Annotated in this window: 15 protein-coding genes; all 15 read left to right on the top strand. The window is 36.6% G+C overall.

The window, feature by feature from the left end:
• Nucleotides 1–6: 6 nt before the first annotated feature.
• The gene (esaA, locus tag AC4D4B_RS13200; RefSeq protein ID WP_491000150.1) at nucleotides 7–3,567 is read left to right on the top strand and encodes a type VII secretion protein EsaA; all 3,561 of its coding nucleotides are present in this window, start codon (nucleotides 7–9) and stop codon (nucleotides 3,565–3,567) included.
• A gap of 31 nt (nucleotides 3,568–3,598) precedes the next feature.
• Nucleotides 3,599–4,039 (top strand): type VII secretion protein EssA, encoded by a 441-nt coding sequence (gene essA / locus AC4D4B_RS13205; protein WP_490996324.1) that lies wholly within the window; start codon nucleotides 3,599–3,601, stop codon nucleotides 4,037–4,039.
• A gap of 14 nt (nucleotides 4,040–4,053) precedes the next feature.
• A complete protein-coding gene (locus tag AC4D4B_RS13210; RefSeq protein ID WP_490996176.1) occupies nucleotides 4,054–4,305 on the top strand; it encodes an EsaB/YukD family protein in 252 nt (83 codons plus the stop codon).
• Nucleotides 4,306–4,334: 29 nt separating this feature from the next.
• A complete protein-coding gene (gene essB / locus AC4D4B_RS13215; RefSeq protein WP_490996177.1) occupies nucleotides 4,335–5,696 on the top strand; it encodes a type VII secretion protein EssB in 1,362 nt (453 codons plus the stop codon).
• Nucleotides 5,697–5,768: 72 nt separating this feature from the next.
• Nucleotides 5,769–10,307 (top strand): type VII secretion protein EssC, encoded by a 4,539-nt coding sequence (essC, locus tag AC4D4B_RS13220; RefSeq protein ID WP_491000151.1) that lies wholly within the window; start codon nucleotides 5,769–5,771, stop codon nucleotides 10,305–10,307.
• A complete protein-coding gene (locus AC4D4B_RS13225; protein ID WP_491000152.1) occupies nucleotides 10,300–10,674 on the top strand; it encodes a hypothetical protein in 375 nt (124 codons plus the stop codon). Before essC ends, AC4D4B_RS13225 begins: the two co-directional genes overlap by 8 nt.
• The gene (locus tag AC4D4B_RS13230; protein ID WP_490996180.1) at nucleotides 10,674–10,973 is read left to right on the top strand and encodes a WXG100 family type VII secretion target; all 300 of its coding nucleotides are present in this window, start codon (nucleotides 10,674–10,676) and stop codon (nucleotides 10,971–10,973) included. The genes AC4D4B_RS13225 and AC4D4B_RS13230 overlap by 1 nt, the downstream gene beginning before the upstream one ends.
• On the top strand, nucleotides 10,970–11,680 hold the full coding sequence (locus tag AC4D4B_RS13235; RefSeq protein ID WP_491000153.1) for a DUF5081 family protein: 711 nt from the start codon (nucleotides 10,970–10,972) through the stop codon (nucleotides 11,678–11,680). Before AC4D4B_RS13230 ends, AC4D4B_RS13235 begins: the two co-directional genes overlap by 4 nt.
• Entirely contained in the window at nucleotides 11,673–12,011 is a 339-nt protein-coding gene (locus AC4D4B_RS13240; protein ID WP_491000154.1) for a hypothetical protein, read from the top strand. The genes AC4D4B_RS13235 and AC4D4B_RS13240 overlap by 8 nt, the downstream gene beginning before the upstream one ends.
• Nucleotides 12,012–12,014: 3 nt before the next feature.
• Nucleotides 12,015–12,248 carry a hypothetical protein gene (locus AC4D4B_RS13245; RefSeq protein WP_491000155.1) on the top strand — a complete coding sequence of 78 codons (234 nt, stop codon included), beginning with the start codon at nucleotides 12,015–12,017 and terminating at the stop codon, nucleotides 12,246–12,248.
• Nucleotides 12,238–12,615: a UCP033725 family protein gene (locus AC4D4B_RS13250; protein ID WP_491000156.1), complete on the top strand. Its 378-nt coding sequence runs from the start codon at nucleotides 12,238–12,240 to the stop codon at nucleotides 12,613–12,615. The genes AC4D4B_RS13245 and AC4D4B_RS13250 overlap by 11 nt, the downstream gene beginning before the upstream one ends.
• Before the next feature lie 187 nt (nucleotides 12,616–12,802).
• Complete coding sequence (locus tag AC4D4B_RS13255) at nucleotides 12,803–13,429, top strand: hypothetical protein (protein ID WP_491000157.1); 627 nt, start codon at nucleotides 12,803–12,805, stop codon at nucleotides 13,427–13,429.
• Between the two features lie 80 nt (nucleotides 13,430–13,509).
• The gene (locus AC4D4B_RS13260) at nucleotides 13,510–14,139 is read left to right on the top strand and encodes a hypothetical protein (RefSeq protein WP_491000158.1); all 630 of its coding nucleotides are present in this window, start codon (nucleotides 13,510–13,512) and stop codon (nucleotides 14,137–14,139) included.
• A 59-nt stretch (nucleotides 14,140–14,198) separates the two neighbouring features.
• The gene (locus tag AC4D4B_RS13265) at nucleotides 14,199–14,345 is read left to right on the top strand and encodes a hypothetical protein (protein WP_491000159.1); all 147 of its coding nucleotides are present in this window, start codon (nucleotides 14,199–14,201) and stop codon (nucleotides 14,343–14,345) included.
• Entirely contained in the window at nucleotides 14,338–14,976 is a 639-nt protein-coding gene (locus AC4D4B_RS13270) for a hypothetical protein (protein WP_491000160.1), read from the top strand. Before AC4D4B_RS13265 ends, AC4D4B_RS13270 begins: the two co-directional genes overlap by 8 nt.
• Nucleotides 14,977–15,191 lie beyond the last annotated feature (215 nt).

The following is a 15,191-nucleotide window of genomic DNA, read 5'->3' on the forward strand; positions in this document are numbered from 1 at the left end:
GTTGGCATGAATAAGATAGAAAAGGGATTTTTGCTGTTTCTTGCATTAATCATTGCATTAACGGGAGCTATCTCATACCTTGGCTTGGTCCAAACTTCACAGATTGATGAAACAAAAGCAGAGGAAAAAATGACGATTGCCCTTGTAAATGAGGACGAGGGGTCCATTTTAAATGAAAGAAAATATGATTTTGGCAGTGAATTTGTTAAAAGTATAGAAAAAGAGAATACTCATAATTGGTATGTTGTCAGTCGTGGAGTAGCGGAAAGTGGTATTAAACGAAATGCGTATAATATGATGATTGTTATTCCCAATGACTTTACTGAAAAAGCACTCAGTATAGATTCTAAATCTCCAGAAAAAGTGACACTGAATTATAAGATTAATGCCTCGGAAAATACAATTATTAAAGAAAAGGCGGAGAAAACTGCCAGCTCAATTTTAAATAATTTTAATAAACAAATCATAGATGTTTATTTTGCAAGTGTAATCGGAAATCTGCAGGAAGCGCAGGACAATGTTAAAAAAGTAGTGGACCAAGAAGAACATTATACAGGCATTTTTAATCGCTCTATTCATAACCCTCTCAGCAATTATACCTCACAGTTTGATGTAATTCAGAGTGGAGCCGTAGCCTCAAAAACAAGTTTTGAAGGACTAGAAGAAATCCTTGCATCATTTGAGGATACCCTCGGAAATGGCGTACAAGCTAACCAGACCTACTATGATCAATACACGCAATTCGCACAATTGAATGAAACAAATGGCACGATGGCAGCTGATTTTGGAAATCAATTAAGTCAATTAGACCAAACCATGAACAGCGGGGATGTCATTGCTCAATTTACAAATTTAGTATCAGCTAACCAAAAGATTAACGATCAGTTCAAGCAGGATGAAATGAATGCAGCTGCCAATATACTGACAGAGTCAACAGCTATCAAGAACCATTTGGCTAGCACTCAAGAGCAGTTGGGGATTTTTAATGATGAATTACTAGCTACATTAAATACAGAGGATGAAAAAATAAAACAGCAAGTAAAAGAAGATTTGAGTAAAACAATTAAAGAAAACTCTAATGAGACAGTAAGTATGTCCACTTTCTTTGATGTGCCCAATTCGAATATGCAAGCAGCCATCGCAAATCAAATTCTGAGAATACCAACATTAGATGCCGGACAAATTGACGATTTAACATTAGATGATGAGGCATCAAAGCAATTGAAAGATATTATTTATATAACTAATAAATATATATCTGAGTTTAATCCTACCCCTAACCCATCAAGTGGAAACCTTCCATTAATTGATAAGATCAATTCAATTAAGGATGATTTAAGACAAAATGGTATTACATTAACGGATGAAGTTGAGATACCTGCCAATCGAAAAAAAGATCAGAAATTCACTATTACCTTGCCGGATGGGTTTTCACTGGAGACGTTAACTCTCAAATTACCGGGTAGATTTCCAAAAAATTATTCACCGGGCGAGGATGGCAGTGTTTATTTGCCAAGATCTATTAAAGGCACTTTTAAAGTAAAAATGGATGTTAAATTAAGAGGCGATGCAGATAAGATTGATATTTTTCAGCCGATTAAATGGAAATGGAAAATTGCCCAAGAGGATGCAAATGGCGGTGAGGATGAGCCGGAAACGGAAGCACCGGAGAATCCTGAACCAGCACCTGATGAACCTATTGAGTCAGCTCCCGATACTGAAATACCGGGTACTCCACCAGCTGAACAACCGGCTGAATCTGCTTCATTAAATATCATTCAAACCACTGCTGTGAAAGGGAAAGAAGAACAAGCAGAACAAAGTACTGATGAGAAAAGCAATGCTCCTGATGCAATAGAAGATACCACAACTGACCCAACTGCAGGCGATGGTAATACAGAACCTGGAACAGGCATTGACCCAGCACCAGGTGACCAGCCAAGTACTGTCCCAACACCGGATGACAAACCGGGTATTGACCCGGTACCAGGTAACCAACCAGGTACTGACCCACCATCTGGTGATCAGCCAGACACTGATCCAACACCAGGTCAACCAGACAATGATCCTGAACCAACACCGGAGCCAGTCTTAATTGAAAATAATACGATTTCTCATGAGATATTGTCACCAATAAAAACCATTAATACGAGTACCTTAATTAAAAGCGTCAATGAGTCACTAAAAGAATATTATCGTTTAGCCAAGCTTTATGATATTTACTTTGGTATTAGCGGAAATGAAACAAATTGGTTATCGACTGGCGAAAATCTTAAAGATCGTGCAACACCAGATTCACTCTATTACCTGTTCAACAAACAGGATCTAGTTGATGTTTTATCTGGCTATATGTCACAACAGATTTTATCAGAAGTGAAAAGAGAAACAGCGGAACTGAAAGCCAAAATCGACTCTTACCTTGCAATTGTTGACGAGGCTGGAAAAAATTCCGAGCAGCTTGCTGATTCAATCGCAAAAACAATGGCTGAAGCCGAAGTATTAAATGATTCACTATCCAAAACACTTACTGATGTAGAGAAGTGGAGAGAGCAGAGTTTGAATTTGCTTGATAATCAATCCACTATTATATCCAAACAGGGTGAAGAGCAGAATATGGTCCTTACTCTTGATGATGCTCTTCAATCATTATTGGACATGAGCGAGTCACTGGTAACGCAATCAAGGGGAAATAAAGAATCAGCTGATGGTGTTTATCAGACCTTTGATGATTTAGAAAAAGATGCAAAAGACATTCAAGTGAGTGGTGTAACTCTTGTAAAAAATGCGGATAACTTGCTTGGTGATATGTCCGAAAAAGTATCAGATGATAAAAACTTTGCGCAAAACTTTGCGGGTGTTCTTGCCAATTCACGGATTGGAGATCGCCAAAATGAAGATTTACTTAAATTCCTTGCTAATCCTGTTCAAACGAAAAATGGCGGAATTATCACAATTGAAGAGACATTTCATCCGTATTTTATGGTTTTGATCTGTTTCATAGTGGCTTTGTTCTCAGCTTATGTCCTATCAAACAATGAGAAAAAGCGACTTTCAAAAGACTCATTTGAGACAGAACGAGCTTTGTGGAGCAGTAATCTACCAATCACACTGTTGACTGCTGGAGTGGGCTTGGTTGAAGGACTTTTGATTAGTTTGCTATCCGGCTATTTCTTAAATATGTCGCAGAGTTATTTTATTCAGTGGATCGGTTTGGTCACGCTCGTTATGCTTTCAATGACCGTAATTGCTACCTATCTGTTAAGACAGCTGAAAATGGCAGGAATGTTTATTTTGCTAGCTCTGTTCAGTATGTATCTGTTTTTTGCGGACGCGCTTGGATTGCATTTTGATAAATTATCTGCTGCTGCTAAATTGAAGGAGTTTTCTCCATTGCAGCATATAGAACAGTTACTTGTCGCCTTTTCAAAGGGATCTGATTTAAATATATGGGTCATTATTAGTTTGATAGCAGGAATCGTACTGGGAATTGCTTTGAATTTATTTGTGGTAAACAAATTCTCAGGAAACAGGGAGGTAGAGGATCCTGAATCGATTAAAGCTAGTTAATTACTGTTTTATCCTCATTTCCGGATTAATTCTGGTTGCGGGTGTTCCTGTACAAGCTGAAGGGGACCTGGATCATGATGGAAATATGAATGTAAAACAGGACAGAATTAGTCAGGATGATGAACCAGTAAAAAAAGATTCGAAGCAATATGAGGAAAACGAATTGGAAAAAAGGATTCCGGGTCTGTTCAAAGAACAAACCCGGAAGACAATCCAAGAAAATCAAATGAAATTAGAAAAAGAAAAGGAAGATCTGAAGGACTCTTTATTTATTTTAGAAGTGGAAGCAAATAAAGCTTTTAATGAAACAAAGGTCTCTTTGTTTAACGAAAGTTATGAAGTACCTATTATAGCGGCTGAGGATGAAGAAAAGGATAAAAAGATTGGACCGACCCTGCTGGCTTCTCTCTCAGCAATTGTCTTATTCATTTGTGGCGGAATATACACGGTAGTTAAAAACATGATGAGTTGAGAGGAGATGCAGTGTTGCCTGGTGTTACTCATATTAACGTAACAGTCGATTTTACTAAAAAACAGTTTGGACGATATGATTTGAGAATTCCTGTTCATCAACCGGTAAAACAGTTACTGGCTAATTTAACGGAAACGTTGGAAATTAATGTTGAAAATGAAGGTTTATATACGTTAAAAGTACCTGCAAAGTCATTGTTGTTAACGGATGATGACCGATTATCTGATTATCCAGTTACAGATGGTGATATATTGGTAGTTTTATAAAAAACAGGTCGTTAAAGGAGTTAAAGGACATGCAAGAAAAAGAAATTCATATGGAGTCCAATACTTTTCATTTTACTATTCTGGATGATCGCTGGGCATTGAGAATGCCAAAATCGCAAACACGCGTGAAAGATATACGCCATCTTTCGCTGCTGACAGAGAATAGGGATTATTTTATACCAGCACAGGTAGATGAGGATGATGATACATATACATTTTTTTATACTTTGAAACAGGGGGACAAACATTGGAAGGATGTACAGGCCTTAAATCGGACTGATAAATTGCGTTTGTTATGTAATCTAGCGCGTTTACATAAATTCCTTTCTACGAGAATTACATTTTTCATGCACCCGGATAATCTTATTTGGGATGATAATTTGATGCCATCTATTATTCATCGCGGAATCAGGGATTTAGTGCCACCATTTGAGGTGGACGAAGCGTCATTCTTTCAGCAGTATAAGTGTTTAGCGGTTGCCATGTTTTCAAAAAAGTTTAATTTTGATGAGCTTTATACAGGATCTATACATAATGCAACAGATACTGATTTTGAGAAACAAATATCTGGGGCAGAGCATTTGGAGGCGTTAATAACCCTGCTGGAGGCAAATTATATAAAAGAAAAAGCAGAATCTGAAAAAAATTTGCAGCTGGTACCCCGAAAAAAGTTCCGTTTATTTAAACAATTATCATTCTCCATGATTGCGGTGGCTGTCATTTTAATCATTCCGCTGATCTATCTGTTTTTTAATAGATTACCGGAGCAAAATCATTTACTGCAGGCACATACTTATTTTTTAACAAATGACTATGGGAATGTAATTTCTGAGCTGGAGAGCAATGAACCAGAGGATTTACCATACTCCGCAAAATATATATTGGCCTATTCTTATATTCAGACAGAAAAAAAGATGTTAAGCCCGGAGCAAAAGGAAGTCATCATGAAAAACATCAGCATGAAGAGTGATGAAAATTATTTATTATATTGGGTTTATAACGGACGTGGAAATTTTACTGAATCTATGGATTTGGCCATGTATGTGGATGACCCGACATTAATATTGTATGGGCTTCTTCAACAAATTGAAGCAGCTAAGAATGATCCTGACCTTAGCGGGACCGAACGTGAGGAAAAGATACAAAAATATGAGGAACAATTAAACGAATATGCAGAGAAAAGTGGACTTGATCCTCAGAGTGTGACCAATGATGATCCTGTAGAAGAGGCAACACCTGTAGACAGCTCTATTCCTGTGGAAGAAGCACAACCTATGGAAGAGAAAGTTCCTAGTGAGGAGAAGCAACCGGTTAATAAGGAAGAAAATGAAAAAACTCCAGAGAAGGAAGCAAGCAAAACCGACAAGGCTGATAATAATGCAAAAGATTAATTGGATAACGATTGAATGTCAATCGTAGAGTATCCAATTCATTTTTATTTGTAAGTAGAGAGGGAGAGATAGATGGCACAACGATTATTACTGATGTCCTACAAAGAACAATTGCATAAATGCCACTTATCGGAGGAAGTACCTCAGAAAATCACGCTGGGGAATGATGGCGGTCATACGATTACTTGTGCAGGAATGATGGATACAAAGTGTATAGATTGGGATGGTCAATCATGCTGGTTGGATGGGCGACAATTGCAGCTGGATGAGCATCTAATCCTGGCGGATGAGGGGGATGGGAAGATCTCTATGAGACTGATAGATCTATCTAATCCGATTTTCTATGATACATCTAGCCGAACCAGTTTTTCAATAGGGCCCAAAGACTATGATGATATTCAAATCAGTGGGGGATCGAGCGAGGTTATCCTTCACCGGGATAAAGTGATTAACCCTTTTAGGATAAGTATAATGAAAGGCTCGGTTTATCATAACTTTACAAAAGCAGATGGAGAAATCACCCTTGAGGATGGCGATCAGCTTTATATAGAAGGGATGTTAATCAAATTAGGCAAGAACGCGATTGAGATAATTGGTCATGATGTAATTCAAGCAGCAAAATTAGTGCGTTTATTTGAACAACCTTTAAGTTACTCACCTGACTATCCAGATTACCACCGTTCACCGCGAATTATCTACAGGGAACCGGAGGATAAACGGCAAATAGCCAGACCCTCTCCTAAACCGCGGAAGCCAAGTGAACAAATAGCCCGTATCATTGTACCGCCGATTGTCATGGTTGCTGCATGTGTAATCGTATCGATGTTTAATGGAAGCGGAATTTATTTGATCGTCATGCTTTCTATGACAATTGTAACCGTTATTTTTTCCATTACTTCATATATTAAGAGCTTAAAAGACTACCGAGCCGAAACAAAGGAGCGGGATGTCAGTTACCGAGATTATTTGAAAAATAAAACCAAGGAATTGTATGAAGCGAGTAATAACCAGCGTCATGCCTTGAATTATCATTATCCAAGCATTAAACAAATAAGAGACATGGCTGTGAGTGTCAATTCAAGAATCTATGAAAAAAACATGTTTCATCATGATTTTTTAATGTATCGAGTTGGAATCGGTAATGTGAAGACTAGCTTTGAGGTCGAGTTAAGCGTAGAGGAATTCACGCAGGAAAAGGACGAGTTAATGGACGAAGCACGCAAGCTCCGTTCACAGTATGAAGAAATCAAGGGTGTACCGTTGATCACTTCCCTGATGAATGGACCGGTTGGATATATCGGGCAGCGGCATCTCGTTGTCGAACAGCTTCAATTGCTCGTTATGCAAACAGCCCTTTTTCAAAGTTATCATGATGTGCAGTTTATCACCATATTCCCTGAGGAAGAAAAGGATCAATGGAATTGGATGCGTTGGCTGCCCCATGCAAGCATTCAGGGAATTAATGTAAGAGGATTTGTTTACCATGAGCGCACCCGTGATCAAGTTTTAAATTCACTTTACCAAATCATTAAAGATCGAAAATTACAGGTGGATGAAAAGAATAACAATGAGAAAATCTATTTCTCTCCGCAATTCGTCGTGCTTATCACAGATGAAAAAATGGTGCTCGATCATTCTGTAATGGAGTATTTAAATGAAGATCCAAGCAATTTAGGGGTCTCTGTTGTATTTGTACAGGATGTTATGCAGTCATTGCCTGAGCATGTGACGACTGTTGTGGATATTAGGGATTCCATGACCGGGAATATCATTCTGGAAAATGGTGAACTTGTTAACAGGCGCTTTCAACCAGATCATTTCCCAAAGGATTTTAATAAAGAAGATATGTCCAGGGCTCTTGCACCGCTCAACCATTTGCAAAACTTAAAGAATTCAATTCCGGAAGCAGTTACATTCCTTGAAATGTATGGAGTGGAAAAAGTGGAGGATTTGCAAATTCATCGGCGTTGGAAGGAAAACGAAACCTATAAAAGCCTGGCAGTACCACTGGGATTGCGTGGGAAAGAAGATATTGTCAATCTGAATTTGCATGAGAAGGCTCATGGTCCACATGGTCTTGTTGCAGGGACAACAGGTTCCGGTAAATCAGAAATTATACAATCCTATATTATCTCGCTGGCAGTTAATTTTCACCCATATGAAGTTGGCTTCTTGCTGATTGACTATAAGGGTGGAGGGATGGCCAATTTATTTAAAGATCTTCCTCACCTTATGGGAACAATCACGAATCTGGATGGAGCACAATCCATGCGTGCATTAGCCTCTATTAAAGCAGAATTACAAAAAAGACAGAGACTGTTTGGGATGCATGACGTCAACCATATTAATCAATATCAAAAGTTGTTCAAATTAGGTGAAGTACAAGAGCCGATGCCACATCTATTCTTAATTTCGGATGAATTTGCGGAGTTAAAATCAGAACAGCCAGAATTTATGAAGGAATTGGTATCCACTGCACGTATCGGGCGTTCATTAGGAATCCATTTAATCTTGGCCACTCAGAAACCAAGCGGGGTAGTGGACGATCAAATTTGGTCCAACTCTAAATTTAAATTGGCACTTAAGGTCCAAAACAGCTCTGATTCCAATGAAATTCTTAAAACACCTGATGCGGCAGAAATAACTTTGCCAGGACGTGCCTATTTACAGGTTGGTAATAATGAAATCTATGAATTATTCCAAAGTGCATGGAGCGGTGCCAACTATACACCTGAAAAAACAGATGAAGATTGGATGGATACGACCATCTACGCTATTAATGAACTCGGGCAATACGATATTATTTCTCAGGATTTAAGCGGGTTATCTAAAAAGACAGAGATTACTACTGTGCCGACCGAATTGGATGCCGTTGTGGATCATATCAGAGATTATGCCACTCGACATGATATTGAAGAGTTACCGAAGCCGTGGCTTCCTCCGTTAGAGGAGAAAATTTTCTTGTCTAATCTGCATCCACTGGACTATCGACAAACTTGGACAGAAGAGAAGAAACCGCTCGAAGTTACGTTTGGTTTCCTGGATATTCCTGAAATGCAGTCTCAGGAGCCGTTAAGGTTGAATCTTTCAAGGGATGGACATATTGCTGTATTCTCCAGTCCAGGTTTCGGCAAATCAACATTTTTACAAACGATTGCGATGGACCTGGCAAGGCAGCATAATCCAGAAAGGCTTCACATCTACTTAATTGATTTAGGTACTAATGGATTGCTTCCGCTAAAGGATTTACCACATGCAGCAGATACGTTTATGGTTGATGAAGAGATTAAAATCGGAAAGCTTTTAAGACGCTTAGAGAAAGAGCTAAAGAAGAGAAAACGGAAACTCAGCCAATATGGAGTGGCAAATATACATATGTATGAGAGGGCGAGCGGAGAAGAAGTTCCAACCATTCTCATGCTGATTGATACATTTGACTCCATCGTGGACGCACCTTATCGCGAGGAAATGGAGAGAATTATTACACAGATTGCCAGGGAAGGCGTCAGTGTCGGTGTTCATATGGTTGTGAGCGCAGGGAGGCAAAATGTATTGCGTGCGCAAATACTGGCAAATATTAAGCATCAAATTCCTTTGTATTTAATTGATGAAACAGAGACAAGAAGTATTGTCGGAAAAACAGATTTAAAGATAGAGGAAATCCCAGGACGAGGCTTAGTTAAATTGGAACAACCTACTGCCTTTCAAACGGCTCTTCCTGTACGAGGTGAAGAAGCACTGGCAATCATTGAAGAGATACATAGGGAAAGTGCCGAGATGGTTAAAGGTTGGAGTGGAAGCCTGCCAATTCCAATTCCAATGGTTCCGGAGATTATGGAATTTGAAGCATTAATTCAAAAGAAACAATCAATGGAAATGCTCCAAAGAGGAGGAATCCCGTTTGCAGTTGATTTTGAAAATGTGGAACCAATTGAAATCGATGTCATAAAAGATTCGAATACATTAGTTCTCGGAGATATGATGGACTCGGTTGAAAATACATTCCTAACATTGCTATCAGGCATTCCGCGGAACAATGCCATTGATGTAGGCATGTTTGATAATGCCTCTAGCAGTTTTAGAAGATATCGAGATAGAGTGGATTTATATGCCGATCAAGCAGGAGAAATGGACTCCGTGACTGAAAAATTGCAGGAACTATTTGAAGCGAGAGAAGACGCATTCCGTCAGGCTCAGACAGCTGCAGGAGGAAATATTACGAGGAAAGAATTCTTGAATACGCTCCGTCCGATGGTCATTTTGATTACAGATGCAGTCTTCGTAGTCGATACCATGTCGATGATAAATCAAACAACACTTGCCAAATTAATTGAAAACGGTGGAAGAGTTGGTATTTACTTTATCCTCGGTGCGGTCTTTGGAGCAATCGATAGAAAGTACGATGACATTATAACCATTATGAAAAAACAAAAAGTTGGTGTATTAATTGGCCGAATTACAGATCAAAACATCCTGGAAGTGATCAATCGACCATACCGTGAGCAAAACTTACTACCTTATGAGGCATATTTTATTAAGCACGGCAAAGCCGAGAAAATAAAAATTGCTGCTCCTTACCAAAAAAGAGAGGAAGTGAAGGTAAGTGTTTAATTGGTTGGTCAGAACACCGTCTGAAGGGAAAAGAGATGACTATGAGAGGTTATATACCAAATTGCAGGATGCTATATCGGATTTTGACAAGCATGTTTCTAAAGCCGATTCATCTTATGATTCCTATAATGGCTCGGTACCCAATCTTTCCAACTCGAAAATTCCATCCAATGATTTTGACACTAAAAGGGAAGAATTGAATGCTAAAGTACTGAAGTACTTTAACAATGATAAGGATAAAAGGGAGTCATTAGTTCGTGCCAAAGAGAAAGCGTATGATAAGTACCTCTATTATAAGCAGAAGGCAGCAGAAGAGGCGGAAGAACAGTTGAGGAGAGAAAAAGAGTTTTTGGAGGGATTATTTTAATGGGGAAAGTGATTATTCATGAAGATAAGCTTAATGAAGCCAAAACAGCTGCAAAAGCATTAGAGCAATCAATTGACCAAACCTATGAAACTTGTAAGCAGCTCCTCTCCTATGTAAACAAAGCGGAATGGAACGGTAAAGCCCGGGACTCCTTTTTAACCTATCTTGAGATCATCGAAAAGTACCATCAGGAGATGAAGGGGACCGTCAAGAAACAAACAAAAGCATTAAATAATCTGGACGGCTATCTGGATGATTTTCTGAAGGATAGCTCAGTGAAGGAAGTAAAAAATCTATGATTGAAGAGACAACGAAAATATTTACAGCACCTGAGTTGTATTTATTGGCAGCAGCCTTCGGAGGAAAAGCGCTCTTTGGATTACCTGAGAAAGAAATCTATCAGCTAAAAGGGGATGGAGTCTTTCAGGAGGCCTATCAGAGATTAATAGACAAAGAAATCTTGACGACTGAAGGAAAAATTACTCGCGGCGGTGCATTTATTATACAAGCCGTTGAAATGTACCATCAAAGTAAAAAATATGTCCGAATTAATAATTTGATGTTCGCTTTTCAGGAAAAGAATCAGGATGAATTAATTTTATTAATTGAAATGGAAGAAAGCGAGCACTATCAGCTTCGCGTTCTTTCAAAGGCGATTGTATTGAAAATGTTAAGTGATGAAATCCCACTTATTTTGAGAGAGCCGAAGGAAGAAGAAAAGAAATTTCAGCAAAAGGAATTACTGCATCAGGAACGACATGAGGTGGAAGAGTATGAACCGGAAAGTATGTTTATGAATCTTGAACTCTTTCATTTAGAGGAAGAGCCAAAAAACAAATTTAACCCGAAATACTACCAGCAATGGTTTATCTTTACGAAGGATGAAAAGCTAATTATGGTGGATATCATCAACAAGAAATATTATCATGCCAGTCAATATTGGTTTTTAAAGATGTTGTTTGATGAAATGGACTTCCCGTATAAGAGGAGTGAAGAATATGCCTAATGTACAAATGAGTGATGGTGGCGGAGGCTCCAGTCAGATGGTTCTGATGAATCCGGATGAGTTGATGGAAGTAATCACCTACTTAAACGAAATTTTCACAGAAATTGAAACCAGGGCTTTACCTAATATTGAAAAACTCGGAAGCGTCAAATTTTATACGGATGGAAAAGCAAAAGAGACCATGGAAGTATACGCGGAGGCAAATTTAAAAATACAGGATTTATTTGACCATTATTACCGGGCATCCTCATTGGTATTCGATATTCTCAATACCATGATACAGACAGATTCAGCCTTGGCTGAACAAATTTGGGCAAAATTCGGGGGATAGTTTATGGATGTTAAATATATACCTTCCGACTGGGAGAAAATGAGGAGCGGTATTAAAGAGTTAATTGGCTATGGGGTACCATCAAAATCTCTCAACATATCATCTACTAGAAAGATAGATAATTTGGTGGAGGATGTTGGGGAAGTGAATAAGGCAGTTCCTGATAATAGTGTGAATAAAGATATGTCTTCAGTATCTCAATATAATAAAGAAAAGCTTAGTACAAATGAAAAATAAAATTTATGCGCTATATAACGGCAAAGAATATGAAGCGGCTATAATAGATTTGAATACCATCACCCTTAAATCAAATGATTCAGACGATTTGAAAAATGATTTTAGTTTATATAAAGGGAAAATATATATTAAAGATGTTACTAGAAGTGAGGTATCCGAAGTTTATAAACGAATTTGCTTAGCAGAATATAAAACATTTGAATTTTACATTATTAGTGAAACTGAAGATAAGTATCTCATTAGCACTATGAATTTAGATTATAAAATTTGTGAAGACTTGGATATGGAAGTAGCTGATAAAGGTGTTTATCAAAAATGGATTGATAAGAAGGATGTGAAAGTAACCAAACAAAAGGTTTTACTATAATAGTTTCTATAGATTTAGGGGAAAGGTTTAAATTGATAGATTTATTGCTAACGGATTCAAAAAAGAGTCTATGCAAAATTTTCTCTGATTCAATTATAGGGTGGTAAATATATTCTATAAAATGAGTCTGCTGAATTTTGTAAATAAAAATGAAGCGATTATAAAAAGGCATGGTTGAAATATCATAATGAAGATCAAGGATGTAACCGAACTATTAAATACAGTAGGTGTTAAGGTTTCTTATAACAATAATATTATAAAAGAAGACGTTCCGCCCTATACAAATTATTATCAATTAGAGAAAAAGGATTCATGGGAATACGGCTTATTTATTTGCGAACGGGAAAATAATCCTTATGTAAAGAATATTTATAAATTTGATAGTGAGGATGAGGGTGCAAAATATTTTTTTCTTGATAGATTATCATCCTATTACTTTACAAATAGAATCCAACCCTTTATAGCTCAGTATAAAGAATTTAATATAGGAGGTACCAATTTTCCTGAAGATAAATTAGTCGAAGCATTAAATATGCTAAGTATTCCATCTTCCTATGTTTATGATAAAAAGAACAATGTAACGATGAGTATATCAATAGAGCAAACATCAGATACGCTTTATAAATTATCGGTTATAGGAAAAAATGGTGCGGTTTTGCAATCTGTACCACCAATGAGCCGTCAAAGAGCGTTATTTATGGCTTTTAAAAAAGTATATTTATTATATATATACGAAACTAAGGTTAGTGAGACCCTTCGGAATTTTGGTTTATTGAATGAATTCAAGGAAGAAGATGTTCGCTACTTTCTATAAGAAGTGTCTAAATTTTTCGGTTGAAGTAGATATCTGATATTAGGATGTGAATGTATACATTGATTTAGGAGAAAAAGTTAATGGATATAGGGCTAATAGCACAATTACTAAATGAAGAGAATGTATTTACAAGAAAAGTAGACACGTCTATAGAAGAGGATAGAAGCCAGGGTGAAAATTATTACAAGTTGCTAAATAATAATGGAACATGGGAATTTTATTTTGTTTCTTGTGAAAGAAATAGTGAAGGAAAACCTGAAAAGCTGAAGGAATTTTTTGATGAAGATACTGCTTGCAAATATTACTATTTATTTGTCTTATCAAAATATTACTTTAGAAAATATATTTATTCTTTTGAAAAGAATAACAGGAATATAAGTATAGGGTTACCGACTTTTGAATTAGAAAACCTTAAAGAGGCATTGGTACGGCTGAAAATAAGTGAACAATATTACACTTTTAATGGCGAGGGTAAAAATCATAGCATCCAATTATTCAGTGTTAATGATCAAGAGTCGCGTGTAGAGTTTATTGGAGAACAGGGATTAACTGTCTTTTCAACAGAAGTAATGGAAAATTGGTTGGCTTACTACGTTATGTTTAAATATGTTTATTATTTGGTTTTACTCGATCAGAAAAAGGAAGATTTAATGAAAAAGAGTATCGATTTAAATTTAACGGACCATGATTATTATGAATTTATGACTTAATTAATGGAGTTGTTGTTGGAGTCTTAATCAGAAATACAGTACACGGATAGAGGATTTTAATGAATTGTAAACAAGTTTCAGAGGTATTAAATGAAATAGGATTGAAAATAAGTTATAAAGCAGATCGGATACAAGAGGTTGCGGGTTATTACGAAAATTATTTTCAATTAGTAAAATTCTCAAAAGGAAGAGTTAAAGATGATTGATTTATTAGCGAGTCATCTAGGAGATAACTTTGTTCTATTAAATAAAACATCTAAACATCTGAATATACAAGTTTATAGAAAATATGAATTTGGCATTGATTCTGAAACATATGTTGAATTGAACGAAAGTGATAATAAGTATCATCTTTATATAGTCCAGAGGGATAAAAAATTTTTAAAGGCTATATTCAACAAAGATAAAGATACATTATTTGCATTAGGTGTTTATGCAGTAAGTATATTAGGATATCAGATACAAAAAGTAAAAATAAGAGATAGTATTTTGGATTTAAAAGCAGATGATTTATTAATGTTAGATCATATTTTAGCCCAAGAAGTTGGAGTTGAGTATTTTTCCATTAACCAAGAAAAAGCTAATGTAATTAATTTAGCGGAGGGAAATGGTTCTGCTTTATATAACATCTATTATATAACTGATTTAAACTCAGAAAAGGAATTCCTTGTTAAAGATCGAAAGGCTCCTAATGCTTTTCTGGTGCTTTATAATTTTGCGAGTAAATTAAAAAATGTTCAATCATTGATTGATAGATGGAATGAAGACTTTAAGGTAAACCAAGAACAAGTTGAACGTGCGAAAAAATTATATCTTGGTTTAAAAATTGAGGTGTAGGATTAATCTGGCTCATTTAAAAATGGGCTGGATTCATTTTGAAATGATTTTAGACTGATAGAGACGGTGAACTGATAAAAAGCAATTTGACTTAATTAACATGCAGTTAATAATCTAAAATAATAAGTTATCCAGTCATATGGCTGGATAACTTCAGCTAGCCCCTATGCAAGAAAGAAGCAATTGTAAAAATTTGAGTATTCTTATAGATATAT

The organism is Pradoshia sp. Z6_59 (assembly GCF_058267515.1).

Excerpts from the sequence above, each read along its gene's own strand:
- AC4D4B_RS13250 (WP_491000156.1), top strand. The coding sequence starts at position 12,238 with ATGAAAAATAAAATTTATGCGCTATATAACGGCAAAGAATATGAAGCG.
- AC4D4B_RS13270 (WP_491000160.1), top strand. The coding sequence starts at position 14,338 with ATGATTGATTTATTAGCGAGTCATCTAGGAGATAACTTTGTTCTATTA.
- AC4D4B_RS13240 (WP_491000154.1), top strand. The coding sequence starts at position 11,673 with ATGCCTAATGTACAAATGAGTGATGGTGGCGGAGGCTCCAGTCAGATG.
- essC (WP_491000151.1), top strand. The coding sequence starts at position 5,769 with ATGGCACAACGATTATTACTGATGTCCTACAAAGAACAATTGCATAAA.
- essB (WP_490996177.1), top strand. The coding sequence starts at position 4,335 with ATGCAAGAAAAAGAAATTCATATGGAGTCCAATACTTTTCATTTTACT.
- AC4D4B_RS13260 (WP_491000158.1), top strand. The coding sequence starts at position 13,510 with ATGGATATAGGGCTAATAGCACAATTACTAAATGAAGAGAATGTATTT.
- AC4D4B_RS13230 (WP_490996180.1), top strand. The coding sequence starts at position 10,674 with ATGGGGAAAGTGATTATTCATGAAGATAAGCTTAATGAAGCCAAAACA.
- esaA (WP_491000150.1), top strand. The coding sequence starts at position 7 with ATGAATAAGATAGAAAAGGGATTTTTGCTGTTTCTTGCATTAATCATT.
- AC4D4B_RS13255 (WP_491000157.1), top strand. The coding sequence starts at position 12,803 with ATGAAGATCAAGGATGTAACCGAACTATTAAATACAGTAGGTGTTAAG.
- AC4D4B_RS13265 (WP_491000159.1), top strand. The coding sequence starts at position 14,199 with ATGAATTGTAAACAAGTTTCAGAGGTATTAAATGAAATAGGATTGAAA.
- AC4D4B_RS13245 (WP_491000155.1), top strand. The coding sequence starts at position 12,015 with ATGGATGTTAAATATATACCTTCCGACTGGGAGAAAATGAGGAGCGGT.
- AC4D4B_RS13235 (WP_491000153.1), top strand. The coding sequence starts at position 10,970 with ATGATTGAAGAGACAACGAAAATATTTACAGCACCTGAGTTGTATTTA.